The organism is Thermotoga sp. RQ7, from assembly GCF_000832145.1.
GTDB classification, from domain to species: Bacteria; Thermotogota; Thermotogae; order Thermotogales; family Thermotogaceae; genus Thermotoga; species Thermotoga neapolitana.
This window is the reverse complement of the sequence record NZ_CP007633.1, coordinates 831,125-856,868: the sequence shown is the minus strand read 5'-3', so window position 1 is coordinate 856,868 and position 25,744 is coordinate 831,125. Positions and strand designations below refer to the sequence as shown.

Sequence of the window (25,744 nt, the reverse complement as noted above, 5' to 3'; positions counted from 1 at the left end):
TTGAAATCTTCGTGCAGGGAGGTATCGAACTTGAAATACAACTCCCCAAGAATAAAGATTCTCAACAAAAAAACGATCCTAAAGGTGATACATGAAAATCATCCCCTCTCCAGATCCGACATCTCAGAGATCACGGGACTCACCCCAAGCAGCGTAACAAGACTGACCAAAGAACTCATAGACGAAGGCTACATAAGAGAGATTGGAACCATGGGAAAAAATTCCCCTGGAAGAAGAAGGGTGCTTCTTGATTTGAAGAAGGAGGCTTTTTTGAGCCTTGTCTTCGATATAGGTGTGAACATCACCACCTACGGCATTGGATTTTTCGATGGAGAAGTGGAACTGCGTGGTACGTTCAACACTCCGAAGAATCCGGAAGAGTTCTTCAAAACGGCAAGAGAAATATACGAGCGTATCTCACGCGAACACAGTATCACAAGGATTTCTTTCTCCGTTCCTGGGATGGTGGATCTGGAAGAGAAAAAGATCCTTCTTGCTCCAAATCTCGGTTGGGAGAACGTGAATATAGAGGATCTTCTGGAAGTTGATGTTCCCGTTCTTGCAGACAACGAAGCGAACCTTTCCATGCTCGCCGAGAAGTACCACTCCGAGGATCTGAGAAACGTCGAAGAAGCCGTGTTCATAATCATCAGAGAAGGTGTCGGAACGGGTTTGATGGTCGATGGAAAGATCTTCAGGGGTCCTTCCTTCACGGCGGGAGAAGCGGGACACATGACCGTAAACATGTACTCCGATAGACAGTGTCACTGCTCAAACTGGGGATGCTGGGAACTGGTCTCTTCCATAAACTGGGCAATTGAACAGTACGGAAAAGAACTCGAAGGAAGGAACTCGATAGAGAAATTTCAGGCACTCAAGCAAAAGAACGACGCAAAGAGAGTTTTGATGAGATTCGCCGAGAACATAGCGGTCGGCATCGTAAACCTGGTGAACATCCTGAACCCGGAACTGGTGATCCTGGGAGGAGAAGTTGTGGATCTTGGAGACAGTTTCTTCAGTATCATAGAGGATTTTGTCCGCCAGAGAGCCCTGAAAGCGGCGGTGAGGAGTTTGAAAATAAGACCCACCGCTTTCAGGAACATCAGTTCAAACCTCGTTGGTGCGGCTGTGCTGGCCGTGGAAGACATCATAGAAAAAGTGAGATGAAGGAGGTGAACGTATGTTCAAAATATCATGTTATCTTCCAACAGAAATAATCTTCAGAGTGGGTGCAGTAGATGAACTGGAAGAGAGGGCGAAGAAACTGGGAAAGAAAGCGTTGATCGTCACTGGAAGGTCCAGCACGAAAAAAACGGGTCTTCTCCAGAGAGTACAGGATCTTCTCAAAAAAGCAGGCGTTGAAAGCATCGTTTTCGACAAGATCGTTCCCAACCCGATATCGGATCATGTGGATGAAGCCGCAGAGATCGTGAGAAAAGAAAAGATAGATTTCATCGTGGGACTTGGTGGTGGAAGCCCCATAGACAGTGCAAAGGCGATCTCCATCACCGCTCCAAACGAAGGAAAATTCTGGGACTACGTTCCCGTGGGAGGGGGAAAGATCCCTGAAAAGTCCATCCCCGTTGTTGCCATTCCGACCACCCATGGAACGGGAACGGAAGCCGACCCATTCGCCGTGATCACAAACCCCGAAACGAAAGAAAAGGTGGGTATCGGCTACAGAAACACCTTCCCCGTTCTTTCCCTGGTGGATCCTGAGGTGATGAAGACCCTTCCCAAAGATCAGACCACTTACACTTCTATGGATGCGTTCTACCACGCCATAGAGGCCTTCTTGAACGTGAACGCAAATCCTTACTCGGACGTTCTCGCTCTGGATGCCATGAAGAGGATCGTGACGTATCTTCCTGTCGCTTACGAAAACGGAGAGGACATGGAAGCCAGAACGAACCTTGCCTGGGCAAGCACCGAAGCAGGTATCACAGAAACACTGACCGGTGTCATCGCAAACCACGCGCTTGAACACGGTCTCAGTGGATTTTACCCGGAGATCACGCACGGTCTTGGACTGTGCATCACGGGACCTTATCTGTTCGAGTACATATTCGACCACGCCTATGAAAGACTCGCCATCGTTGGAAGAGAAGTGTTCGGGGTGTACGAAACAGACGACAGAAAAGCCGGAAAACTCGCCATCAAAAAACTCAGAGACTTCCAGGAGATGTTCGGGTTGAACAAGAGACTGAGTGAACTTGGAGTGAAAGAAGAGGACATACCAAAGATGGCAGAAACCGGCTACAGGATATTGAATGGGGTTGTCGTTGTAACACCCGGGAACCTGACGGCAAAGGACATGGAGGAGATATTCAGAAGGTGTTACTGAGGAGGGAATAACTTGGCGTCGAAGTTCAGACAAAAGGCCTTCAGGGAACTTGGACCTCTTGTTGCCCTCATCAGTCTTGCTGTCTTCACTGCTGTTTTGAATCCTCGCTTTTTAACAACGTTCAACCTTCAGGCCCTTGGAAGGCAGATAGCCATATTCGGCCTTCTGGCAATCGGTGAGACCTTTGTGATCATTTCTGGTGGAGGGGCCATCGATCTGTCCCCCGGCTCCATGGTGGCACTCACGGGAGTCATGGTCGCATGGCTCATGACACATGGAGTTCCTGTGTGGCTATCTCTGATTCTCATTCTGTTCTTTTCTATAGGAGTTGGTGCATGGCACGGTCTGTTCGTGACGAAACTCAAGGTTCCTGCCTTCATCATCACACTCGGTACTCTGACGATCGCTCGCGGTATGGCTGCCGTGATCACGAGGGGATGGCCGATCATAGGCCTTCCCTCATCTTTTTTGAAGATCGGACAGGGTGAAGTTCTGAAGATACCAATTCCGGTGTGGATTCTTCTTGTGGTGGCTTTCGTTGCAGATTTCTTCCTCAGGAAAACGGTCTATGGAAAACATCTGAGGGCTTCAGGGGGCAACGAAATCGCGGCGCGATTTTCTGGTGTCAACGTGGACAGGGTGAGAATGATCGCTTTCATGGTTTCTGGTTTCCTTGCTGGTCTTGTGGGAATCATCGTGGCGGCCCGTCTCTCGCAGGGACAACCGGGTGTTGGAAACATGTACGAACTCTACGCCATAGCCTCCACCGTGATCGGGGGAACGAGTCTTACAGGAGGAGAAGGAAGCGTCCTTGGAGCCATAATAGGTGCCAGTATCATCAGTCTTCTGTGGAATGCTCTCGTTCTTCTCAACGTTTCGACATACTGGCACAACGTGGTCATTGGAATCGTCATCGTTGTGGCGGTGACACTCGACATCCTCAGAAGGAGGCTTGCAAGTAAGTGAGCGTTCGTGCACTTTTCGTCTTTCTTCTAATCACCTCAGGGTTGATGTTCGCGGATGGAGATGAAAAACTGGTGGCCCTGACCTTCGATGATGGTCCGGATACGATACTCACAACAAAGGTTCTTGACGTTCTGGAAGAATACGATGTTGTGGCCACCTTCTTTGTCGTGGGGCAGAGGTTGAATGAAAGCACAAAAGCAATTCTTGAGAGAATGGTATCGATGGGATGTGAAGTGGAGAATCACTCGTGGAACTACGAACCTCTGGACAGAAAGGATCCAGAGACGATTAGAGAGTACATCGAGCGCACAAACGAGTTGATTCTAAAATACACAGGAAAAAAACCTCGGTTTTTCAGGCCGCCAAATCTGGCCGTGAGTGATGTCATGTTCGAAGTGATAGACATGCCCTTCATCAGTGGTGTTCTCGGCTATGACTGGGTGGGTTGCGATAGGAATCCAGAAAAGATCGTGCAAAATGTGCTAGATGGTGTGAAAGATGGTGCAATAATCCTCCTTCACGACGTACAGCCAGAGCCACATCCCATCGTTGAGGTTCTCAGAATACTCATTCCAGAGCTCAAAGAACGAGGTTACAGGTTCGTCACACTGGAAGAACTCTTCAAACGAAAAGGAGTGAACCCAAAAAATCCAGAGTACAGGGGGAAAATGTGGGTGTACGTGGAGTGAATCACTCTGAAGAGGGGGTGTTCTTATGAGGAAGCTTCTGGTGTTTCTTTCGGTTGTGCTGATCACAGGTTTATCCCTTGCTCTCACCATCGGTGTCATCGGAAAATCCGTCCATCCTTACTGGTCTCAGGTTGAACAGGGGGTCAAGGCTGCTGGAAAGGCTCTCGGAGTGGACACGAAGTTCTTTGTCCCACAAAAGGAAGATATCAACGCCCAGCTTCAGATGCTCGAGTCGTTCATAGCCGAAGGAGTTGATGGAATCGCTATCGCACCGTCCGACCCAACGGCAGTCATTCCCACGATCAAAAAGGCTCTCGAGATGGGTATACCGGTGATAACACTGGACACGGATTCTCCGGACAGTGGAAGGTACGTTTACATTGGAACGGATAACTACCAGGCAGGATACACCGCTGGACTCATCATGAAAGAACTCCTCGGTGGAAAGGGAAAGGTCGTCATCGGAACGGGTTCTCTCACGGCGATGAACTCACTCCAGAGGATCCAGGGATTCAAAGATGCCATTGCAGATTCGGAGATAGAGATAGTCGACATACTCAACGATGAAGAAGATGGGGCAAGGGCCGTGTCGCTCGCAGAGGCAGCCCTGAACGCTCACCCGGATCTTGATGCCTTCTTCGGTGTTTACGCCTACAACGGACCCAGTCAGGCACTCGTGGTGAAGAACGCTGGAAAGGTTGGAAAAGTAAAGATAGTGTGTTTCGACACAACCCCGGACATTCTTCAGTACGTGAAGGAAGGTGTTATCCAGGCAACGATGGGACAGAGGCCGTACATGATGGGTTACCTCTCCGTCACGGTGCTCTATCTGATGAACAAGATAGGTGTCCAGAACACCCTTATGATGCTTCCCAAGGTCACTGTTGATGGAAAAGTGGACTATGTCATCGACACGGGTGTTGATGTAGTCACGCCGGAGAACCTCGATGAATACCTGAAAAAGATGGAGGAACTCGGAATCCCGATAAAATTCTGAGGACACGGGAGGGGAGTTCTCCCCCTCCCTTTTATGAGGTGATGAAAATTGGAGATCCTGAAAGCAAAGGGTGTGGTGAAGAGATTTCCGGGAGTTTTGGCGGTCGACAACGTCGATTTCGAAGTTCATGAAAACGAGATCGTTTCCCTCATCGGTGAAAACGGTGCAGGGAAATCAACTTTGATAAAGATCCTCACAGGTGTCCTGAAACCCGATTCCGGTGAGATACTGATCAACGGTGAAAGGGTGGAATTTCACTCTCCAGTTGATGCGTTCAGAAAAGGAATCAGCGTCATCCACCAGGAATTGAACCTGTGTGACAACATGACGGTTGCCGAGAACATATTTCTCGCCTACGAGGCGGTGAGAGGTCGAAAAAGAAACCTTTCAAGCAGGGTGGATGAGGATTTCATGTACGAGAAGTCAAAAGAACTGCTCGATCTCATAGGTGCGAAGTTTCCTCCAGATGTCCTGGTAAAAGAACTGACCACCGCACAGAGGCAGATGGTGGAGATATGTAAGGCACTGGTGAAGGAACCCCGGATCATCTTCATGGACGAGCCCACCTCATCTCTCACTGTGGAGGAAGCCGAAAGACTCTTCGAGATCATAGAGATGCTGAAGAAAAGGGGTATCTCTGTGGTCTTCGTCTCACACAGATTAGACGAGGTCATAAGAATCAGCGACAGGATCGTTGTGATGAGAGATGGAAAGAGAGTGGGTGAGTTGAAAAGAGGCGAATTCGATGTGGACACGATTATAAAACTCATGGTGGGAAGGGAAGTGGAGTTCTTTCCTCATGGAATAGAAACAGAACCCGGGGAAGTTGCCCTCAAGGTCGAAAACCTGAAATGGAAAGATAAGGTAAAAAACGTCTCCTTCGAAGTGAGAAAAGGTGAAGTTCTAGGATTTGCGGGTCTTGTAGGAGCCGGACGAACAGAAACGATGCTTCTGATATTCGGTGTGAACAGGAAAGAATCCGGAAAGATATACGTGAACGGAAAAGAGGTTGAGATAGAAAATCCAGAGGATGCCATAAAACTGGGGATAGGACTCATACCGGAGGATAGAAAACTCCAGGGACTCGTTCTGAGAATGACGGTTAAGGACAACATCGTTCTTCCATCGCTGAAGGACATCAGCAAATGGGGTCTTGTGCTCGATGAAAAGAGAGAAGATAAAGTGGCCGAAGAGTACGTGGAGAGGCTTTCCATAAAAACACCATCCATATACCAGATCACCGAAAATCTCTCTGGCGGGAACCAACAGAAGGTGGTTCTGGCAAAATGGCTTGCAACGAACGCCGACATTTTGATTTTCGATGAACCCACCCGTGGTATAGACGTCGGTGCGAAGGCGGAGATACACAGGATGATCAGAGAACTGGCCGCACAGGGAAAGGCCGTGATCATGATCTCCTCAGAGCTTCCGGAGATATTGAATCTCAGCGACAGAATAGTTGTCATGTGGGAGGGTGAAATCACGGCCGTTCTGGACAACAGAGAGAAAAAAGTCACACAGGAAGAAATCATGTACTATGCATCCGGTCAGAGAAGACAGAACGGGAGGGTTGCGTGATGGATCTGTACGTGGGACTCGATGTGGGAACGACCGGTGTGAAGGGAATCCTCGTGAACGAAAAGGGGGAGATATTGTTTGCGTCGAGCGAAAGACTCTCAATGATCACTCCTCAGCCTGCCTGGGCTGAGCAGGACCCTCTCTCCTGGTGGGAGGCCGTCAGGAAGATACTGAAGGAACTTTCCGGAAGATCAGAGGAAATCGGAGGGAAAATAAGAGCGATCTCCACCAGTGGACAGATGCACAGCCTTGTGGCAATAGACAACACAGGGAAGGTCCTGAGAAACGCCATTCTCTGGTGCGATCAGAGAACATACGAAGAATGTGAAGAGGCCACACAGATCCTTGGGGGAGAAGAGAACGTCCTCAAGCTGGTCGGAAATCCCATCCTTCCAGGTTTCACACTTCCCAAGATACTGTGGATTCGAAAACACGAACCAGAGATCTACGAAAAGATCGCAAAGATCATGCTTCCCAAAGACTTCATAAATTACATGCTCACGGGTGCTGTGAAAACAGAACACTCCGATGCTTCTGGAACGGTGATGTACAGTGTCTCCAAGATGGAATGGAACGAAGACGTTCTGAAAGAACTCAAAATACCAGAACACATACTCCCGGAGATAATTCCATCGAACGGTGTAGTTGGAAGAGTAAAACCTGATGTGGCAAAGTTTCTTGGTCTTTCCGAAGACACCCTCGTGATAGGAGGAGGAGCAGACAACGCCTGTGCCGCCCTTGGAATAGCCGTTGTGGAACCTGGAGACGTTATGGTGAGTTTGGGTACCTCCGGTACCGTTCTGGCTCCCACGAAAGGAAAAGAACCAGATCCAAAAGGCAGGGTTCATTTCTTTGCCCACACTGTTCCAAATACGAGGTACCACATGGGTGTGATGCTCTCTGCCACGTATTCGCTGGAGTGGTTCAAAGAGAAGTTCTTGAGCGAAGACTACGATAGGATCAACGATGAGGTGGAAAAAGTACCGATCGGTTCAAACGGAATCGTCTTCCTTCCTTATCTGAACGGTGAAAGAACACCACACCGCGATCCTTTCGCTAGGGGAGTCTTCTTCGGGATCTCCTCCTACAACACCAAATGGGACATGGTGAGGGCGATTTTCGAGGGGGTTGCCTTCGGTATCAAGGATTCTTTCGATATACTGAAAGAACTCGGAGTGGAACTCAACAACGTGAGGATCACCGGTGGCGGATCGAAGAGCAAGGTGTGGAACAGAATGCTAGCAGACATGACCGGGCTTAGAATACAAAAGCCCGTCGTGGATGAAGGTGCCTCCTACGGTGCTGCCATTCTGGCCGTTTCCGGCGCGGTGGGAGAAGATCCTGCGAAGATCTCAAAAGAGTGGTTCGGTGTGAAGAGTTACACGGACCCTGTCTTCGAGAACACAGAAGTTTATGAAAAACTGCACGAGAAGTTCAAAAAACTCTACACCTCACTCAAAGAGATGTTCAGAACTTAAGGGGGCAGTTCGCCTCTTTCATTTTTGAAAAAGTTCGAGCAATCTCTTTCTGGTTTTCTCGAAATACTCATCCTCAAGGGCCCAGGAGAGGCCCAGTTTTTTGTAGAACTCCTTCACACGCCACCTGTAGTGCATATCATCGATGAACACACAGTCCACGTGTGGTTTCAACATCTTTGACAGTCTCTCCGGATCCATTGGAAGCATGGGACTGATGAAAGCACAGGTTCGCACGCCGTTTTCCTTCAGGGTTTTCAAAACTTCGATCCTCTCTTCTATGGAAGCCGCGTTGGGTTCAAAGACCCTGCGAATTTCATCGTCATCGGTTGTGACGGTGAGTCCAACGGTGATCTTTTTCATCCCTTTGAACAGATCCAAATCCCTCAGAACGAGGGTGGATTTTGTGAGAACCATCAGCTCGATCTCCAGAAGCGGAAACTCCAGAAAAACTTCAAGACACTTCCGGGTGAGCCTGTACTTTTCCTCGATGGGCTGATAGGGATCACACATGGTGCTCATGAAGACGTATACTGGTTTCTTTCTGATGATATCACCTCTCAGGGCCTCGTCTATGTTCTTCTTCACGATGATCTCCGATTCCCACTTCATCTCTTTGTAGCGTCGTGCGTAGTCTCTGGCGTAGCAGTACACGCAAGAGTTGGTACAGCCCACGTAGGGGCTGAGAGTGTACCGTTTTTTGACCTCAGAAAAAGTCAAAGCGCTTTTTACCTGTATTTCTCTCACTCTCAACTTCTCACCCTCTCAAGGATACCACGGAAAATCTTTAGAAATTTCCCAGGATTGTTTCAGTGTTTTCACAGAAGAATGGAGTATAATTTCTCGGGAAATCCCACCACATGTTGAATTTCTGTGAAAGAACACACAATATGTTGTTAAAAACTAGGAGGGGTATCATGAAACTGTCCACTCTGATCGAAAAGTGGATCGATGTTGAACCTTCCAGGAATGCGCAGACGATTCTCAAAGATCGATACTTCATGAGAGATCTGGATGGAAAATACCTGGAAACCAGGTGGGAAGACGTGGCAAGAAGAGTGGCAAGGGTGGTGGCAACCGCCGAACTTTTGAATCCGTCTTACAAAAAAGGTGAAAAACTCGACAGAATAAAGGAATGGGAGGATACCTTCTTCAAAATTCTGAAGGCAAGGCTGTTCCTTCCCAACAGTCCCACACTCTTCAACGCAGGACTGGGTGTAAGGTATGAACTTCTTTGGAAACCCATCGACCAGATGACCCTGGAAGATTACGAGGAGATTTACAGAACTCGAAATCATCTTCACATGCTCTCTGCCTGTTTTGTTGTACCCGTGGGTGACAGCATAGAAGAAATTTTCGAAGCGGTGAAAGAGTACGCACTCATTACAAAAGTGGGAGGCGGTGTGGGAAGTAATTTCTCCGAACTGAGACCAAAAGGAAGCTTCGTTGCGGGCACACACGGAAAGGCATCGGGTCCTGTCTCGTTCATGCACGTTTTCAACTCTGCCATCTCCGTAGTGAAACAGGGATACAGAAGACGTGGGGCTCTGATGGGTATTCTGAACATAGACCACCCTGATATAGAAGAATTCATAGACGCAAAGAGAGAGAACACGGGCGAGGCGGTACTGAACTTCTTCAACCTCTCTGTTGGTATCCCGATGGACAAAAAGGAAATACTTAAACTTTACGAAGAAGATGGTGAACTGGAACTCTCCCATCCAAGAAGCACCATCAGAAAGAGAGTGAAGATAAGAGAACTTTTCAGAAAGATCGCCAGCAACGCCTGGAAGAGTGGTGATCCCGGACTTGCCTTCCTCGGCGAGATGAACAGGTACTATCCCCTCTACCCACACCGGAAGATCAACTCCACCAACCCCTGTGGAGAGATTGGACTCTCCGATTATGAAGCGTGCAACCTGGGTTCGATCGACGTTGCAAAATTCTACAACAACGGTTTTGTCGATCTTGAAGCCCTTCAGGAACTCGTTCAGATAGCTGTTCGTTTTCTCGATGACGTCATCGACGTGAACGTATTCCCGATAGACAAGATCACAAAGGCAGTCAAGGAAAGCAGAAGGCTCGGTCTTGGAATAATGGGGTTTGCGGATCTTCTCTACAAACTGGAACTCCCATATGATTCACAGGAAGCACGTGACTTTGCTTCCAATCTCATGGCCTTCATAGCACTTCACGCCCACAGGGCCTCTTATGAACTCGGGAAAGAGAAAGGGAATTTCCCGCTGCTTGAAATCTCCAGATACAGAACAGAGGAAGGGTTCGTGCCCTTCGCCATGGGAACCAGTAACTACGACGATGAGATAAGAGAGGTCATGAAGATGACCAGAGAGTACAGAAGAAACGTGGCACTCTTGACCATCGCTCCGACTGGATCGATTTCGAACATAGCCGACACCTCCTCTGGACTTGAACCGAACTTCCTTCTTGCCTACACCAGATACATGACGAAGGAAGATGGAACAAAAGAACCCCTTCTCTACGTGAATCAGGTGCTCAGGGAAAAACTGGATCCGGAGATCCTCAGGAGAATCGAGAAAGATCTCATAGAGAAGGGAAGTTTGAAGGACATTCCCGACGTTCCAGAGAAGATAAAAAGAGTCTTTGTTGTTGCACTCGACATAGATCCCATCGATCACCTTCTCATGCAGGATGCGTTCCAGAGATACGTAGACAACAACATCTCCAAAACGATCAACATGCCACAGAGCGCAACGGTGGACGACGTTCTCAACGTGTATCTCGAAGCACTCAGAACGAACGTCAGGGGCATCACCATCTACAGAGATGGATCCTTACAAACACAGGTACTCACGAAGGCCCTTAAAACACCTGAGGCACCGAAGGTACAGTTCTTCGTCGTTGACGAGAAGATGAAACTCCATCCAAGACCAAGAAAAGACACTCTCAGAAGCGTCACGAGAAAGTACAAAAGACCGGACGGGACCACTTACATAACGATATCCTTCGACGACACTGGTGAAGCCGTGGAGATATTCATCTCAAATGGCACCGAAATGGCCGAAGCGATTGGAAGACTCTCCTCCATAGCCCTCAGAGCGGGTGTTTCCATGGACGAAATCATAGAACAGCTCTCGAAGGTGAAGGGAGAATACTGCCGGGGACTTGCCGAAGAGATAAAGAAGGCTCTCGATGACTTCGCAAAGCTCTGGCTCAGAACGGGTAAAGAGGAGTCAGAAACTGAAGAAGAACCGGTAGAAAGAGAAAAGTTCATCGTGGCAAACAACTTGAGATGGCAAAACGGATACTACGTTGACGACGAGGGAAACGTTTACTGTCCCGTGTGTCTTTCGAAGAATTCTCTGATAAAGCAGGAAGGCTGTGTGAGTTGTAAAAACTGTGGATGGTCGAAGTGTGAGTGAGGGGATGAAAGCGTGAAGATCGTTTCATCTCAGAAACACGTGTATTCTTTTTCAGAACACATGACACCGGCAGAAGAGGTGCAGCCAGGTGAACAGGTGGTTTTCGAAACGATCGATGCCCTTGGAGGAAACTACGAAAAGATCGATTTTTCAAAGGTGAATCCCGCCACTGGACCTGTCTACGTCAACGGAGCAAAACCCGGTGACACACTGGTCGTTCGGATCAAGAGGATCGAGCTTCCAAAGAAGGGTGTGATCGTAACCGGGAAAGGGTTCGGTGTTCTTGGGGATGAGATAGAAGGATTTCACACGAAAGAACTGGAGATAGAAAGGTGGGCAGTCCTCTTCGATCACATAAGAATACCCATTCATCCAATGATCGGAGTGATCGGTGTCGCTCCAGCCGAGGGAGAATACCCCACAGGGACCGCCCACAGACATGGAGGAAACATGGACACAAGAGAGATCACAGAAGGATCCGCAGTCTATCTTCCCGTTTTCCACGAGGGTGCACTGCTTGCCCTCGGAGATGTTCACGCAGCGATGGCAGATGGTGAAGTCTGTGTTTCTGCGTGTGAAGTCTCTGCAAAAGTGGTCGTGGAGGTAGATATCACCAGAGAAGAAATCAAATGGCCCATGGTGGAAACAAAAGATTCCTATTACATTGTTGTTTCACTACCAGATATCGAGGAAGCCCTGAAAGAAGTAACAGGAGAAGCAGTATGGTTCATTCAAAGAAGAAAGACCATACCGTTCAAGGACGCCTACATGATCGCAAGCCTCTGTGTGGACATCGGGATTTCCCAGCTGGTGAATCCCAGCAAAACTGTGAAGGCACGTATCCCGAAATACATCTTCTCGGAGGTTTGAAAATGCTGTACGATCTTGCAAAGAGGAGAAAGACCGTTCGAAGGTTCAAAAAAGAAAAGCCACCTCTTGAAGACCTGATTTACTCGCTAAAAGTGGCAAACGAAGCCCCTTCTGGCATGAACGCCCAGCCCTGGAGATTCCTCATCGTGGAAGATGAAAAACTGAAAGGACAGATCAGAAGAGTCTGTGAAAGATCTGAAAAGGCTTTCTACGAAAATGTGAGGGGAAGATTGAAAGAGTGGCTCGATGAAAAAAGATTTACATGGAGAAAACCTTTTCTGGAAGAAGCACCTTACCTTTTGCTTGTCTTTTCGGAAAAGAGCGCACCATACTCGAGAGAGTCAGTCTGGCTTGCCGTTGGATACCTTCTTCTTGCCTTGGAAGAAAAAGGACTGGGGAGTGTTCCCTACACTCCTCCAGACTTCAGAGAAGTGGAAAAACTCGTGAACACTCCCTCTGAGTTGAGACTTGAAGTGATCCTTCCCGTCGGGTATCCGGACGATCCGAAACCAAAGTATCCAAGAAACGAAGTGATCGTGAGATACAACACGTTCTAAGAGAAACACCCCACAAGGGGTGCTCTTTCAAACTGTGCACTCTTCTATCAATTCTGTGTAATCGTCGAACCAGAGGGCGTTCGGGTTTCTCCTGTAGACCATCACCTTTCTTCTGTTTTCTTCGTCGTGTGCTCTATGATACTTGAAAACGATGAAATTCTTTGTCAGAGCCGCTATCTCTATTTTGCCCGTTCTGTGAGACATCACGTACCTTACCCTCTTGGCAACACCGGAGAGGTTCGAAATAGCTTTTGTGAAGATCTCGTACCCTTTCTCGATTGGCACAGCAAACTTTCTGTTTCCAGAGACCGGCCTGTTTTGAAACACGTAGTAAGGTGTCACTCCAACAAAGGATAACCTGTCAAGAAGCTCTCCCAGGGTTTCCGGTGAGTCGTTTATCCCTCTCAGAAGAGGTGTCTGATTGCAGAGAACTGCTCCCGCATCCTTCAAAAGATTCACCGCTTCTATTGCCTCTTCTGTCAACTCCTTTGAATGGTTGAACTGCGTCATCACATATATTTTCTTCTCCTTCGTGCTGTACTTTCTGATCATTCTCAAAAGTTCGGGATCATCGATTATCCTGTAGGGATTGAACGCCGGGATCTTGCTTCCAATTCTTATTATATGAACATGATCAATTTCTCTCAGGGAGCCAATGATCTTCTCCAGTTTCTCCGTGGACAGAAGCAGAGGATCACCACCCGTGAGCAAAACGTTCGTTATCTCTTTATGTGAGCGGATGTAATCGAGCTGGGGCGTGATGTCCCGTATCACCTCGGCTCCAACGTTTATGAAAAGCCTTTTTCTGAAACAGAATCTACAAAATCCTCCACACACATCGTTTACGAGAAAAAGAGCTGTGTCGGGATACTTGTGCTGAAGCCCCTTGGCAACCGTGTAAGACCTTTCACTGGATGCGTCCAGTGATCCCCATTCTTCGAGTTCATCCTCTTCAGGTATGATGATCTTTCTGATCGGATCATCCGGATCCGACCAGTTGATGAGGCCAAGATAGTAGGAATTCGCCCTGAATCTGAATCTCTCTTCCACTCTCTTCAGTTTCTCTTTCTCTTCAGGACTCAGCTGTTCTACCTGTGTCACACTCGTATAGTATCTGACCTTCAAACAGGATCACCTCCCACATTTGTTTTAACAAAGTTAGATATTAAAAATTCGTGCACTTAAAAAATCGAAGAATTCTTCGAGGAGAATGAGGGTATGTTGTTTTTCGTGTTCATTATACCATAATTCGGCATAGCGTTCAAAACCGATTGATCGCATATTTTGAAACATCAGTTCTGACTTTTTAGAAATATTGTTTTTACAGACAAAAGAGAAGATCTCAGTGGTATAATATACTTGCAAATGCTTTGCATTTGCAGGTGAGAGCATGAGAATGACAGAGAACAGAAAGAAAATACTGAAGATCATCGAAGAGTCGAAAATTCCCCTCACAGCGGAAGAGATCTACAAGAAGACTGGGGTGAATCTTTCCACAGTCTACAGGGCGTTGAAATTCCTGGAGGAAAGAAAGCTCGTCGGCTCTTTCAGTGTGAACAGAGGAGTGAGGTACTTTTTCAGAAGAGACAACCACTACCACTTCATGGTATGTGAAAGATGTGGAAAGCTCTTTCCGTTCGAAGAGTGTGCCAGAGAACTCATCGATGCGCTCCAGAAAAAGTACCGTTTTTCAGAGGAAAGTCACCTGTTCTTGATATACGGTATCTGTGAAAGCTGCAGGAGGTGATCCTCATGAAAAGATTGTTCTTCGTTCTGATACTCACGCTCGGTTTGCTCGCTTTTTCTGAAAAGGTTGTGGTCACGATAAATCCGTACTATTTGCTTGTCTCTCAGATTCTGGGAGACGATTCCAATGTGGTTCTTCTTGTTCCACCGAGTGCGAATCCACATCTTTTCTCACTGAAACCAACCGACGCCAGAACGCTGGAAGAGGCAGATCTGATAGTGGCGAACGGAATGGGCCTTGAACCTTATCTGAAAAGATACAGTGAAAAGACCGTGTATGTTTCAGACTTCATCCCTGAGATACTCCTGGAAGGTGAGAACCCTCATGTATGGCTCGATCCTTTCTTCCTCAAGTACCACATCGTTCCAGGGCTGTACAGAGTACTTTCTGAGAGGTTCCCGGAAAAACGTCAAGAAATAGAACAAAACACAAAGAACCTCATTGAAGAGTTGAACGAGGTGATCATGGAGTCTTTCAGAATTTTCTCCCCGCACAGAGGAAAAATCGTGGTCATGTCACACCCAAGTTTTCTGTATCTGTTCGAGGAGTTCGGACTGAAACTTCTTTCTCTTTCCAGCGGGCACGAACACGCAGCGAGTTTCTCCACGATCAGAGAGATCCTCGAAAAGAAAAATCAAATAGTGGCACTGTTCAGAGAACCCCAGCAACCGGGTGAGATGTTGTCATCCCTCGAAAAGGAACTGAAGATGAATAGTTTCGTACTGGACCCACTCGGAACAGGTGGAGAGAGGACCATCTCGGAACTTTTGAAGAAGAACCTGAAAACGATCGAGGAGGCACTGAGATGAAGATCATAGAAGTGAAAGGCCTCACCTACAGAGTCAGGAATTTTGAGATACTGAAGAACATAACATTTTCCGTCGAAAAAGGAGAATTCGTTGGAATAATCGGCCCAAACGGTGCAGGAAAGACCACCCTGGTGAAAATCCTGGTGGGGGAAATAAAAGACTATGAAGGAAAGGTTGTGATAAGAGGAAGGATAGGATACCTTCCACAGACTCAAGAGGTTCAGAGGGAGTTTCCCATGACTGTGAGAGAGTTTGCCGCTATGGGAATGTACGGAAGGTCAAAAAGAATCGACTGGGAAAAGGTGAGATCCACTCTGATCGGCGTTGGGATCTCCCACAAAGAAAACGATCTCATAAGAAACCTCTCTGGGGGGGAATTCCAGAGATTGTCCCTTGCAAGGGCATTGCTCTCTGAACCGGACATCCTCGTGCTCGACGAACCAGAGGCCGGTGTGGACGAAATGGGGAAAGCTGCGTTCTACGAACTCTTGAACAGATTGAGGAAAGAAAGGAACATCACGGTTGTGATGGTCAGCCATGACATCGGCATGGTCTTCAGAGAATGTACCACGGTCATGTGTCTCAACAGGACCCTTCACTGCCACGGCCCAACGGAAACCATCAGCCCGGATGATTTGAAGAAGATCTTCACAGATTTCGACATCTGGATCAGAGGACCGAGACACTACGAGATATTTCACAGGGAGGGAAAAAATTGAACTTCTTCCATGATCTCGTCCAGTACGAATTTTTGAGAACAGCTTTCAGCGGTGGTGTGCTCACTGCCATCCTGGCAGGAATTGTCTCCCCCTTTGTGGTGTTCAAGAGAATGGAGTTCATAGGGGATGGGACGGCACACGCGGTCTTTGCCGGTCTTGCGCTATCTGCTCTCCTTGGTGGTGATCCCAGACTGATCTCTTTTGCCACAGCGCTGGTTTTTGCCCTCGCCGTGACTCTTTTTTCCCGCTCAAAGCTCCACGAAAGCAGTGCCATAGGTATCCTTCTTCCGCTCTTCATGGCCATCGGTGTTGTGTTGTTTTCCGTCTCGGGAAGATACCAAACGGATGTGATGGGATTTTTGTTCGGAGATGTTCTGCTTGTGAACCGTTCAGATGTGATGTTGACATCTCTCATTCTGGTGATAAACACGGTTTTGATATCGCTGTTTAGATGGGAAATCAAGTATTTCATCGTGGACGAGAAAATGGCCCGGTTCTACGGTATAAAGACAGGCCTTGTGCGTCTTCTGATCACCTCTTTCATAGCGATCACCGTGGTTGCAACTGTCAAAGTGGTGGGTGTCATTCTCACGGGGGCCCTTTTGATACTTCCCGGCCTGGTTGCCAGAACATTTGGAAAATCTTTCAAATCGCTGATTTTGATATCTACTGTGTTCAACGTACTCACCTTCTTCTCTGGGTTTCTTGTTGCCTACATCCTCAACCTGCCACCCGGTCCCGTCATCGTGATAGTTGCTTTCGTTTCCTTCATTCCAATGTTAAAATTTTCTTGATGTGGAAAATTGCCGTTGTCGATGATGATGGAAAAATTCTGGAGATCCTCAGTGTAAAACTTTCAAAACTGGGACACGTGGAAACCTTTCTCACCGGAGAGGACTTCCTCAACAGTGAGGAAATTTTCCACGTTGTGGTCCTCGATGTGAAACTGCCAGATTACAGTGGATACGAACTCTGCCGGATGATAAAAGAGGAACACCCTGAAACCTGGGTGATACTCCTCACACTGCTTTCGGACGACGAGAGCGTTCTGAAGGGTTTCGAAGCAGGGGCAGACGACTACGTAACAAAGCCCTTCAACCCGGATATCCTCCTTGCGAGGGTGAAAAGATTCCTGGAGAGGCAAAAGAAGAATCTCTACGATTTCGGTGAATTGAAAGTGGATGCAACCGGGGCAACCGTTTATCTGAAAGGGAAGAGGATACATCTTCCCAGGAGAGAATTCGAGATTCTTCTTTTTCTTGTGGAAAACGCAGGAAAGGTCGTGACGAGAGAAAAACTCCTGGAGACGTTCTGGGAAGAGCCTGTTTCACCGAGGGCCGTCGACACAGTGATAAAAAGGATCAGAAAAGCCATAGAAGACGACCCGAACAGGCCCAGGTACATAAAAACGGTCTGGGGGATAGGATACACCTTTGTGGGGGGAGAAAGATGATCGCTCTGCGCACGTTTCTCATCACGTTTCTTGTGAACACCACTCTTCTCAGCATCTTCTGGGGTTCCAAGGTGAACTTCATAGATGTTGCAATCTTTTCTTTTTTCTCTGCACTTCTGGTGAGTGTTGCCACGCAAGTTCTTGTGAGCAAACGCCTCCTGAAACTCAGAGAATCCATTTCCAGAAAGCAAACGTTCGACGACTTCCTGAACGACGAGATCACAAAACTCTCAGAGGAAATCAACACACTCGTTCAGAACACTGTCATCCAGGAAAAAGAAACCGAAAGGTTGAAAGATGTTGTAACCGGCTTTGTTCACGATGTGAAATCGCTACTGTGGAACGAAGTCAAAGACGAGAGTCTTCAAAGGATCGTGGAGGAATTCTACGAGTTCGCAAAAATCGAGGCCGGTATCGAAAGACTGAGAAAAGAACCGGTGAACCTGGTGGAACTTGTAAACGACGTTGCGGAAAGATTTCCAGAAAGGGTCTTTCTCGATTACGAAGAAGAAATAACGATCCAGGCAGATCCCACAAAGCTCTTCAGAGCCTTCTACAACGTGATAGAGAACGCCGTGAAATATTCCACAGGACCGGTCCGTGTCCACGTGAGAAAGGACAGGGTGGTTATAAAAAGCCCCGGACCAGAGATACCCTATGAGGTCCGTGCGAATCTGTTCGAAAAGAAGAAAAAAAGCAGAGGCACAGGCATGGGCCTATACCTCTCAAGACAGTTCTTCGAAATGCACGGCTTCAAGATTGCCTACAGAAGAGAAGGAGAAAGCAACGTCTTCGAAGTTCAAATAGGGTACACGGGCATGTCGTCGGTGAAATCAGAGAGAGACTCCAGATAGTTGAAATCCACACCTATCTTTTCCTCGTATCTTTTCCTCAGAAATTTCTTTCCAACTTCTCCAAGAATGACGGCTATGAGAAGATCTTCATCCGTTTCTACAAGAACACCAAGTTCTTCTCTTGCCTTTTCCAGTTCGGGTTCCAGTAGGTCAGCAGGCCTGCAGTCTATGGGTTTTTCGTCACCAAGAATCTTTTTCACCAGTTCCGGGTCTATCGGTGCAGGGGGTCTTCCGTAGAGCCCTTTCACATAATTTTTCGTCTCGTTGGTTATCCTCTCGTATCTTCCGTAGACGACGTTCAAAAAGGCCTGAACACCAACGATTTGACTCGTCGGTGTGACAAGTGGGGGATATCCCAGGTCCTTCTGAACCCGGGGAACCTCCTCCAGCACCTTGTCCAGAAGATGCTCCATTCTCTGTTCTTTCAACTGCTTCAGGAGATTGGAGTACATCCCTCCTGGGATCTGGGAGAATATGATCCTGGAGTCAGGATACTTCATTCCCACGTCGTATTCAACATACCTGGCCCTCACTTTGGTGAAGTGTTCCACCAGGAATTTCAAAGCCTCTCTGTCGAAATCCTCTTTTCCGTTTCCTTTGAAGGCGTAGTACATGGATTCAAAGGCAGGTTGAGACGTTCCCATCGAGAAGGGAGAGATGGCCGTGTCGAAGAAATCTGCACCTGCCTCAAAGGCCGCCTGGTATGCAAGAGGTGCAAAGCCGGTTGTACAGTGAGAGTGAACCTCCACAGGAACGGAGAACTTCTCCTTCAACGCCTTCACAAGCTCGTAAGCCCTCTTCGGTGTAAGAAGGCCTGCCATGTCCTTTATGCAGATGGAATCCACACCCATGTCCACAAGCTTTCTTGCAAAGTCAAGGTAGTACTCGAGGGTGTGAACAGGACTCACAGTGTAACTGATCGCTCCCTGAACATGAAGACCGTGTTTTTTCGACTCTTCTATCGCTTTTTGAAGGTTTCTTTCGTCGTTCAGAGCATCGAAGATTCTGATGATATCGAGTCCATACTCGGCCACCTTCTTTATGAAGAGTTCCACCACATCGTCCGCGTAGTGTCTGTAGCCAACAAGGTTCTGCCCCCTCAGAAGCATCTGAATTCTGGTGTTCTTCAATCCTTTTCTTATCTTCTTCAATCTCTCCCAGGGATCTTCGTTCAAAAACCTGACCGCAACGTCGAAGGTCGCACCGCCCCAGACTTCCATGGAGTGAAAGTTCATCCTGTCGAAAGCCTCAAGGGCAGGCAACATATCTTCTGTTTTCATTCTCGTAGCAATGAGTGATTGATGGCCATCCCGAAGAGTTGTATCTACAAACATTCTTTTCACCTCCGGATCTTTTTCAGAAGGTGAACGACAAGGTTCACCCTTTCTTCAAAAAGGTTGATTCTTGCGTATTCCTCCTCAGAGTGCATTCTTCCTCCCGGTATTCCGAGTCCGTCCACAGAAGGAATTCCCCTCTGCGAGAAAAACGCCACATCTCCCCCACCCGTCGCCCTCACAAAAACGGGCTTCATCCCGATCTCTTCGGCCGCTTCTTTCACCGTACTGATAAAGGCCGGATCTTCCTTCATGGGAGACCTTCTGATCTTCATCCTGTAGGAGACCGTTGCCTCAGGGTGCACGGTGGAGATCTTCTCCAGAGTTTTCTTCAAAAACTCGAATTCCTTGTCCTCGTAATACCTGATGTCAAAGTAAACTTCCGCCTTATCTGGTGTAACGTTGCTTTCGGCGCCTCCTCTAACAACGGTGGGATTTATCGTCAAATTGGGAAACTTCCCGTTCAAAGAAGAAAGTTCAAGCACCTTGAAAGAGATCTCCGTTATGGCGTTCACACCCTCGTCTGGTCTTGAGGCGTGTCCCTTCTTTCCGTGTGCAAACAACCAGAGAGAGATGATTCCTTTTCTGGAAGAGATGAGTTCTCCGTTTTCTCTTCCCGGTTCAAAGGAAAGGCAATGAGAACTCATCGCAGCGATTTCCTCAAAAGTGTCCCTGCTTACAGGAGATCCAAGTTCCTCGTCCACGTTCAACACAACACAGAGATTCGCTTCGTCTTCCTTCAGGAACCTCTCGAGGGCTTCAAGGAGAATCACCACTCCTCCCTTCATATCACAGACGCCGGGACCTCTTGCGATGCTTCCATCCACACTGAAAGGTCTTTTCCTCGATTCTCCCTCGGGAAACACCGTATCGAGGTGACCTATTAGGGTTACGTAAGGAGGCTCTCCAAGGAAGGCAACATGAGCGGCTTTTCTTCTCTCTACCCTGAATCCGAGTTTCTCCAGAATCTCCGCCAGAAACGATGTTCTGTTCAGTTTTTCTTCCATGGAAAGATCGGGACCAGTATCCGTGTTAACGAGTTTTTCGTAGATTTCCATCCATTTCATCTTTTCCCCTCCACTCCATTATACTATAACCGAACGCTGCTACATGGAGGGATCTGTATGTCGAAAAAACAGGCTTTTCTGTTCATCATACTCCTTGGACTGGTCAGTCTCTTTGCGGACATAACGTACGAAGGAGCAAGAAGCATCGTGGGACCATTCATGAAAACTCTCGGAGCGAGTGCCGCAACACTGGGTTTCGCCGTAGGATTGGGAGAGCTGATAGGATACGCCTTTCGGCTTGTATCTGGTGTTTTGAGCGACGTTACCAAAAAGTATTGGCTCTTCACCATCCTCGGCTACACTGTGAACCTTCTGGCCGTTCCCATGCTTGCCTTTGCAGGAAACTGGCAGGTGGCACTCGCTTTGATCCTAATGGAAAGATTTGGAAAGGCATTGAGAACACCCGCAAGAGACACGCTCCTTTCCTTTGCAGCAGAAGAAATTGGAACAGGCAAGAGTTTTGGAATTCACGAAGCACTGGATCAGGTGGGAGCCATCCTGGGTCCACTTTCGGTCACCTTTGCTCTTGCCTTTGGAAAAAGTTACAGGTTTTGCTTTTTCGTACTCTTCATACCCGCCCTTGTCGCGCTCGCTCTTCTTCTCACAGCACGCATTGTGTTCCCTTCTACCCGGATCGAAAAGGTGAAGAAAGTCAGGTCCGCCGATCGAAATCTAGGACGTACATACTGGTTCTACCTGCTCGTTGTTTCGATGATAGCGTTTGGATTTGCTGATTTTCCTCTGATCGCGTACCACATGAAGAACTTTGAAACCACAAAAGATTTTCTCGTTCCTGCCGTGTATTCCCTTGCGATGGCAGTTGATGCCGTGAGTGCCCTCGTTTTCGGATATCTCTTCGACAGAAAAGGCTTTCCAGCGCTTCTTTATCCTGTTCTTCTTTCTGCCTTCTTTCCGATATTTTCGTTTTCCGGATACTTCCCTCTCATCTTCGCAGGAACAGTTCTGTGGGGTATAGGCATGGGTGCTCAGGAGTCGATCATGAGGGCAGCCGTTGCGAAGATAGTTTCACAGGAAAAGCGTGGCTTTGCTTACGGAATGTTCTTTACGGTGTACGGAGTGTTCTGGTTTCTGGGATCGTGGATTCTGGGAATCCTTTACGATACCAATCGACTTTATCTGATTCTTGTTTCTCTCTTCTCTCAATTGATAGCCTTCGCTCTTCTTTTCAGGTTCAAAAGAACAGCAGGTTGAAAAAGAGTTACGATCGTGCAAAAATTAGAAGGGAAAGGGGGGATCTCCATGAGGATCGACAACGTCAGTTTGGTGAGATACATAGAACAGTTGTACCCTGAAAGGACGAACAGAACCGTTTACCGATTCAACTCTGTCTCGGAACTTTCTATCCAGCAAAGGCTGAGAAGTCAGATTGAGGGATACAGATCGACCCTTTCGCAGATCTACAGTGGTATAGGGCTTCTTAACACAGCAGACGCCGGACTTGAAAGCATCACAGCAGCCATTCAAAGAGCCAGGGAACTCGCCGTTCAGGCATCCAGTTCAACCCTCACAGAGAACGAGAGATCTCTCCTTCAGGAGGAATACAGCAGGATACTTCAGGGTATAAGAAGAACGATCCAGCAGACCACGTACAACAACAGAAGGATCCTTGAAGGAGAAAACCTTGTGGTACAGACGGGGCCAAACGAGGGACAGAACATCACGTTGAACATACCAGATCTCAGAGAAACGCTGTCGAAACTTTTCGAAACGGACATCTCAAGGGACTCTCAGCAGGCTCTGAGAACCATCGATCAGGTTCTGGAAGAGGTTTCTCAGACAAGAGGAAACATCGGTGCCTGGATGAACAGACTGGAAGCTTCCGCCAGAAACGTGCTGAATGCATACTCGGAACTGTTCAGATCGGAGAGCGTATTCGAACCAGCAGCTGAAAAAGCCATGATGGAACAAATCAGAAACGAACTGTTGAGACAGGTGACGATAACGGGTCTTCTCTACAGGATGGAAAACAGCAGAAACGTACTGAACCTTCTGATGTGAGTATGTTCTATTTCCCTGAGCGTGAGAGAAAAAGATTTTACCTGAACCGTCCCGCTCTTCTCATAATAGACCTTCAGAATTATTTCACCTCCCCTGACTCCCCAGCGTACCTCTGGGGAGTGGAGTTTGTGGTCGAAAACATCAGGAGGTTGAAGGAAGGCTTCGAAAAAAGCAACCACCCCATCTTTGCAACCGTACACGTGGGGGCCTCTCCCATGATGAAAAGATGGTGGGGAAACGAGGTGGAACGAAAGTGGGCCGTGCCCGTCTTCTCGGATGTGACGACTTTCGAAAAGAACACCTACGATGCGTTCTACTCCACGAATCTCGAAAAGGAACTCAGATCACTCGATGTTCAGCAAGTTGTTATAACAGGAGTGATGACGCACCTTTGTTGTGAAACAACGGCCCGGAGCGCCTTCGTGAGGGGTTTCGAAGTGATAATGGTGGAAGACGCCCTCTGGGACAAGAACGAGTGGTATCACTTCTCTTCACTCAAAAACCTCGCCCACGGTGTGGCGTACATCGCAAAAACGGAGGAGATACTGTGCGCGTTGGAATCGTTGGAGCAGGACCGGCCGGAGTAGCCGCTGCCGTCTTTCTGAGGAGATACAACGTTGAGGTCGTCGTCTTTGAAAAGAACAGAGTGGGAGGACTGCTGAGAAACGCTTACCTCATCGAGAACTTCCCGATATTTCCCCCGGCCCCGGGGGAAAAGGTCTGCGAAACCTTAGAGAGCAGACTGATGGAGTCCGGAGCAATTTTTCTGAAAGAGGAAGTGATAAAGGTCTCGAATCGAAGGGTCATCACGAAAAAGGGCTCTTTTCTGTTCGATTACGTTGTTGTGGCAAGTGGGACCGTTCCAAAAAGGATCCCGGACTTTGAAGTGTCCGATAAGGTGGTATACGAGTTCTCGGAACTTCCTGAATTCGAAAAACTCGCCATATACGGTGCAGGAGACGCTGCCTTCGATGGTGCACTGAAGGCTCTGGAAGGAGGAAAGGAGGTTCATCTGTTCAACCGGGGGTCCAGAATCAGGGCACTTCCTCTTCTGGTAAAAAGGGCAAGGAATTTCAGAAGATTTTCATATCATGAGAATTGCCCTGTTTTTGGAGTGAAGGCTGAAGGAGATCGATTAAAATTGATCACAGAGAAAGGGGAATTTATATTCGATGCCCTTCTCATCTGCATAGGGCGTGTTCCAAACGTCTCCTTTGTCGAAAAGGATGATAGAACCTTCATCATTGGAGACGCAAAGGGAAGTTTCAGACAGGCGTCAATTGCCATGGGAAACGCCGTAGAAACGGCGATGGAAATCCTGAAAAGAGAGGGAAGAATATGAACTTCAAAAGGTACATCACGTCATCTCCTTTCGATGTAAACACCTACGTTTTCGAGATGAACGGAACACTCTACGTAGTGGATCCGGGAGAGGGTATTTCACAGTTTGTGAAAGACCCCGTCGTTGTTCTCATCACCCACGGCCACTGTGATCACATATCGGGAATACCGGAACTTCAGGTGAAAGAACTCTTCATCTCACCGGAGGATGCCCACATGTTGACGGATCCTGCGGCGAACCTTTCTCTGAGTTTCATGGATCATCCCGTGGTAGTGGAACTCGAGTGGAAAGACATAGATTCTGGTTTCAAGACTTTAAAAGTACCGGGACACACGAAGGGATCTCGCTTCATCATATTCGATGGTGTGGTGTTCACAGGTGACACCGTCTTCTCGGATACGATAGGACGGATAGACCTCGGTGGGTCCGAAGAGGACATGAAGGTCACCCTGTGCCGGATAGAAGAGTTCTTCAGGAACCTTCCACAGGAGTGGATCGTGTGCCCGGGTCACGGTGAGACGACCACCGTGAAGGATCTTCTGAGAAGAAATCCATTTTTAAGGAGGAACGTAACGTGAGAATCATCAGAAGGATAGGAAAGGAAGAAGTTGCCTACGTCTATCTTGGAGAGACTTCAAAGGGAAACCTAGTGGAATTTGTGGAATCCATCCAGCCTCCTGTTCCGCGCGAGAAAAAGTGGGTACTCATCGTCTCCACTCTGGTCGGATGTCCCGTTGGATGTTTCATGTGCGATGCAGGTGGATTCTACAGAGGAAAACTCTCCTCAGAGGAGATCCTCGAACAGATAGACTTTCTTGTGGAGAGCAGATATCCGGACAGAAAAGTCCCGGTGGAGAAGTTCAAGATACAGTTTGCCAGAATGGGAGAACCCGCTCTGAACAATGCCGTACTCGATGTACTGGAAGATCTTCCAAAAAGATACAACGCCTTCGGTCTTCTGCCGTCGATCTCTACAGTAGCACCCCACGGAACGGACAGTTTCTTCGAAGAACTTTTGAAGATAAAAGAGAAACACTACAGAGGAAGGTTTCAGCTTCAGTTCTCCATTCACTCGACGAACGAAAGAGAAAGAGACCGTATCATGCCTGTGAAGAAATGGTCTCTCAGAGAAATATCAGAATACGGCAAAACGTTTGTGAAGCAGGGAGACAGAAAGATCACACTGAACTTTGCCGCAGCCCAAAACTATTCACTGGATCCCGATGTTATCGTCGACCTTTTCGATCCTAAAAAGTTCCTCGTGAAGATCACCCCGGTGAACCCCACCTACCGTTCAAGAGAAAACGACCTCAAGTCTGACGTCGACGTTGAAAAGGGCGTCCTCATAAAGCACCAAAAGTTTGTGAGCAAACTTAGAGAAGCAGGATTTGAAGTGATATTGAGCATCGGTGAACTGGAAGAAAACAAAATAGGTAGCAACTGCGGTCAGTACGTTCAAAGACATTTGATGAGCCAGAAGAAGTTAGAAGAAGGATATCAGTACGTTTAAAAAACCCCGCGGC

General features: G+C 47.9%; 26 protein-coding genes. 22 read left to right on the top strand and 4 right to left on the bottom strand.

Annotated elements, in window-relative coordinates; all coding sequences use genetic code 11:
- Window positions 1-30 precede the first annotated feature (30 nt).
- Genes TRQ7_RS04355 through xylB form a run of 7 tightly spaced genes read left to right on the top strand, consistent with a single transcriptional unit; the run spans window position 31 to window position 8,052 of the window.
- Window positions 31-1,167 (top strand): ROK family transcriptional regulator, encoded by a 1,137-nt coding sequence (locus tag TRQ7_RS04355; RefSeq protein ID WP_041844092.1) that lies wholly within the window; start codon window positions 31-33, stop codon window positions 1,165-1,167.
- 13 nt (window positions 1,168-1,180) lie between these two features.
- Window positions 1,181-2,344, top strand: a complete 1,164-nt coding sequence (locus tag TRQ7_RS04350; RefSeq protein ID WP_041844091.1) for an iron-containing alcohol dehydrogenase — start codon at window positions 1,181-1,183, stop codon at window positions 2,342-2,344.
- A gap of 12 nt (window positions 2,345-2,356) precedes the next feature.
- The gene (locus tag TRQ7_RS04345; RefSeq protein ID WP_015919074.1) at window positions 2,357-3,310 is read left to right on the top strand and encodes an ABC transporter permease; all 954 of its coding nucleotides are present in this window, start codon (window positions 2,357-2,359) and stop codon (window positions 3,308-3,310) included.
- Between the two features lie 44 nt (window positions 3,311-3,354).
- Window positions 3,355-3,999 carry a polysaccharide deacetylase family protein gene (locus TRQ7_RS04340; protein WP_049750507.1) on the top strand — a complete coding sequence of 215 codons (645 nt, stop codon included), beginning with the start codon at window positions 3,355-3,357 and terminating at the stop codon, window positions 3,997-3,999.
- 25 nt (window positions 4,000-4,024) lie between these two features.
- Window positions 4,025-4,996, top strand: coding sequence for a sugar-binding protein (locus tag TRQ7_RS04335; protein ID WP_015919071.1), 972 nt, complete (start codon window positions 4,025-4,027; stop codon window positions 4,994-4,996).
- 48 nt (window positions 4,997-5,044) lie between these two features.
- On the top strand, window positions 5,045-6,574 hold the full coding sequence (locus TRQ7_RS04330) for a sugar ABC transporter ATP-binding protein (RefSeq protein WP_015919070.1): 1,530 nt from the start codon (window positions 5,045-5,047) through the stop codon (window positions 6,572-6,574).
- Entirely contained in the window at window positions 6,574-8,052 is a 1,479-nt protein-coding gene (xylB, locus tag TRQ7_RS04325; protein WP_041844090.1) for a xylulokinase, read from the top strand. The genes TRQ7_RS04330 and xylB overlap by 1 nt, the downstream gene beginning before the upstream one ends.
- A gap of 18 nt (window positions 8,053-8,070) precedes the next feature.
- Here xylB and TRQ7_RS04320 read toward each other — a convergent pair whose 3' ends face one another.
- A complete protein-coding gene (locus TRQ7_RS04320; RefSeq protein WP_236681756.1) occupies window positions 8,071-8,796 on the bottom strand; it encodes a radical SAM protein in 726 nt (241 codons plus the stop codon).
- Window positions 8,797-8,966: 170 nt separating this feature from the next.
- On the opposite strand from TRQ7_RS04320, the gene TRQ7_RS04315 reads away from it, so the two are divergent.
- Genes TRQ7_RS04315 through TRQ7_RS04305 form a run of 3 tightly spaced genes read left to right on the top strand, consistent with a single transcriptional unit; the run spans window position 8,967 to window position 12,877 of the window.
- Window positions 8,967-11,450, top strand: a complete 2,484-nt coding sequence (locus TRQ7_RS04315) for an adenosylcobalamin-dependent ribonucleoside-diphosphate reductase (RefSeq protein WP_038066787.1) — start codon at window positions 8,967-8,969, stop codon at window positions 11,448-11,450.
- A 12-nt stretch (window positions 11,451-11,462) separates the two neighbouring features.
- Window positions 11,463-12,320, top strand: a complete 858-nt coding sequence (locus TRQ7_RS04310; RefSeq protein WP_015919065.1) for an acetamidase/formamidase family protein — start codon at window positions 11,463-11,465, stop codon at window positions 12,318-12,320.
- A 2-nt stretch (window positions 12,321-12,322) separates the two neighbouring features.
- Entirely contained in the window at window positions 12,323-12,877 is a 555-nt protein-coding gene (locus TRQ7_RS04305; protein WP_041844088.1) for a nitroreductase family protein, read from the top strand.
- A gap of 27 nt (window positions 12,878-12,904) precedes the next feature.
- Here the strand turns inward: TRQ7_RS04305 and TRQ7_RS04300 are convergent, their stop codons facing one another.
- Window positions 12,905-14,002: a KamA family radical SAM protein gene (locus tag TRQ7_RS04300; protein WP_041844087.1), complete on the bottom strand. Its 1,098-nt coding sequence runs from the start codon at window positions 14,000-14,002 to the stop codon at window positions 12,905-12,907.
- A 265-nt stretch (window positions 14,003-14,267) separates the two neighbouring features.
- Here TRQ7_RS04300 and TRQ7_RS04295 point away from each other — a divergent pair, with 265 nt between their 5' ends.
- From TRQ7_RS04295 to TRQ7_RS04270, 6 genes are read left to right on the top strand one after another with little or no spacing between them, the layout of a single operon-like run.
- A complete protein-coding gene (locus TRQ7_RS04295) occupies window positions 14,268-14,624 on the top strand; it encodes a Fur family transcriptional regulator (protein ID WP_015919062.1) in 357 nt (118 codons plus the stop codon).
- A 5-nt stretch (window positions 14,625-14,629) separates the two neighbouring features.
- Window positions 14,630-15,433, top strand: coding sequence for a metal ABC transporter substrate-binding protein (locus tag TRQ7_RS04290; RefSeq protein WP_041844086.1), 804 nt, complete (start codon window positions 14,630-14,632; stop codon window positions 15,431-15,433).
- Window positions 15,430-16,152 carry a metal ABC transporter ATP-binding protein gene (locus TRQ7_RS04285; protein ID WP_015919060.1) on the top strand — a complete coding sequence of 241 codons (723 nt, stop codon included), beginning with the start codon at window positions 15,430-15,432 and terminating at the stop codon, window positions 16,150-16,152. The genes TRQ7_RS04290 and TRQ7_RS04285 overlap by 4 nt, the downstream gene beginning before the upstream one ends.
- Window positions 16,149-16,946, top strand: coding sequence for a metal ABC transporter permease (locus TRQ7_RS04280; protein WP_041844085.1), 798 nt, complete (start codon window positions 16,149-16,151; stop codon window positions 16,944-16,946). The genes TRQ7_RS04285 and TRQ7_RS04280 overlap by 4 nt, the downstream gene beginning before the upstream one ends.
- Window positions 16,946-17,605, top strand: coding sequence for a response regulator transcription factor (locus tag TRQ7_RS04275; protein WP_231555986.1), 660 nt, complete (start codon window positions 16,946-16,948; stop codon window positions 17,603-17,605). The genes TRQ7_RS04280 and TRQ7_RS04275 overlap by 1 nt, the downstream gene beginning before the upstream one ends.
- Window positions 17,602-18,459, top strand: coding sequence for a HAMP domain-containing sensor histidine kinase (locus TRQ7_RS04270; protein ID WP_015919057.1), 858 nt, complete (start codon window positions 17,602-17,604; stop codon window positions 18,457-18,459). The genes TRQ7_RS04275 and TRQ7_RS04270 overlap by 4 nt, the downstream gene beginning before the upstream one ends.
- On the opposite strand, the gene TRQ7_RS04265 is transcribed toward TRQ7_RS04270, so the two are convergent.
- Together TRQ7_RS04265 and TRQ7_RS04260 are read right to left on the bottom strand one after the other, a co-directional pair.
- Window positions 18,405-19,793, bottom strand: a complete 1,389-nt coding sequence (locus TRQ7_RS04265) for a pyruvate carboxylase subunit B (RefSeq protein WP_041844084.1) — start codon at window positions 19,791-19,793, stop codon at window positions 18,405-18,407. The two genes, TRQ7_RS04270 and TRQ7_RS04265, sit on opposite strands and share 55 nt — an antisense overlap.
- A gap of 5 nt (window positions 19,794-19,798) precedes the next feature.
- Window positions 19,799-20,860 (bottom strand): M20 family metallopeptidase, encoded by a 1,062-nt coding sequence (locus TRQ7_RS04260; RefSeq protein WP_015919055.1) that lies wholly within the window; start codon window positions 20,858-20,860, stop codon window positions 19,799-19,801.
- A 57-nt stretch (window positions 20,861-20,917) separates the two neighbouring features.
- Between TRQ7_RS04260 and TRQ7_RS04255 the strand changes: the two genes are divergently transcribed.
- From TRQ7_RS04255 to TRQ7_RS04230, 6 genes are read left to right on the top strand one after another with little or no spacing between them, the layout of a single operon-like run.
- Window positions 20,918-22,072 carry an MFS transporter gene (locus tag TRQ7_RS04255; protein WP_015919054.1) on the top strand — a complete coding sequence of 385 codons (1,155 nt, stop codon included), beginning with the start codon at window positions 20,918-20,920 and terminating at the stop codon, window positions 22,070-22,072.
- A gap of 48 nt (window positions 22,073-22,120) precedes the next feature.
- Complete coding sequence (locus TRQ7_RS04250) at window positions 22,121-22,879, top strand: flagellin (RefSeq protein WP_041437519.1); 759 nt, start codon at window positions 22,121-22,123, stop codon at window positions 22,877-22,879.
- Window positions 22,880-22,881: 2 nt separating this feature from the next.
- Entirely contained in the window at window positions 22,882-23,466 is a 585-nt protein-coding gene (locus TRQ7_RS04245; protein WP_041844551.1) for an isochorismatase family protein, read from the top strand.
- The gene (locus TRQ7_RS04240) at window positions 23,427-24,221 is read left to right on the top strand and encodes an NAD(P)/FAD-dependent oxidoreductase (protein ID WP_041844083.1); all 795 of its coding nucleotides are present in this window, start codon (window positions 23,427-23,429) and stop codon (window positions 24,219-24,221) included. The genes TRQ7_RS04245 and TRQ7_RS04240 overlap by 40 nt, the downstream gene beginning before the upstream one ends.
- Window positions 24,218-24,799: an MBL fold metallo-hydrolase gene (locus TRQ7_RS04235; protein ID WP_041844082.1), complete on the top strand. Its 582-nt coding sequence runs from the start codon at window positions 24,218-24,220 to the stop codon at window positions 24,797-24,799. The genes TRQ7_RS04240 and TRQ7_RS04235 overlap by 4 nt, the downstream gene beginning before the upstream one ends.
- Entirely contained in the window at window positions 24,796-25,731 is a 936-nt protein-coding gene (locus TRQ7_RS04230) for a radical SAM protein (protein WP_041844081.1), read from the top strand. The genes TRQ7_RS04235 and TRQ7_RS04230 overlap by 4 nt, the downstream gene beginning before the upstream one ends.
- Window positions 25,732-25,744 lie beyond the last annotated feature (13 nt).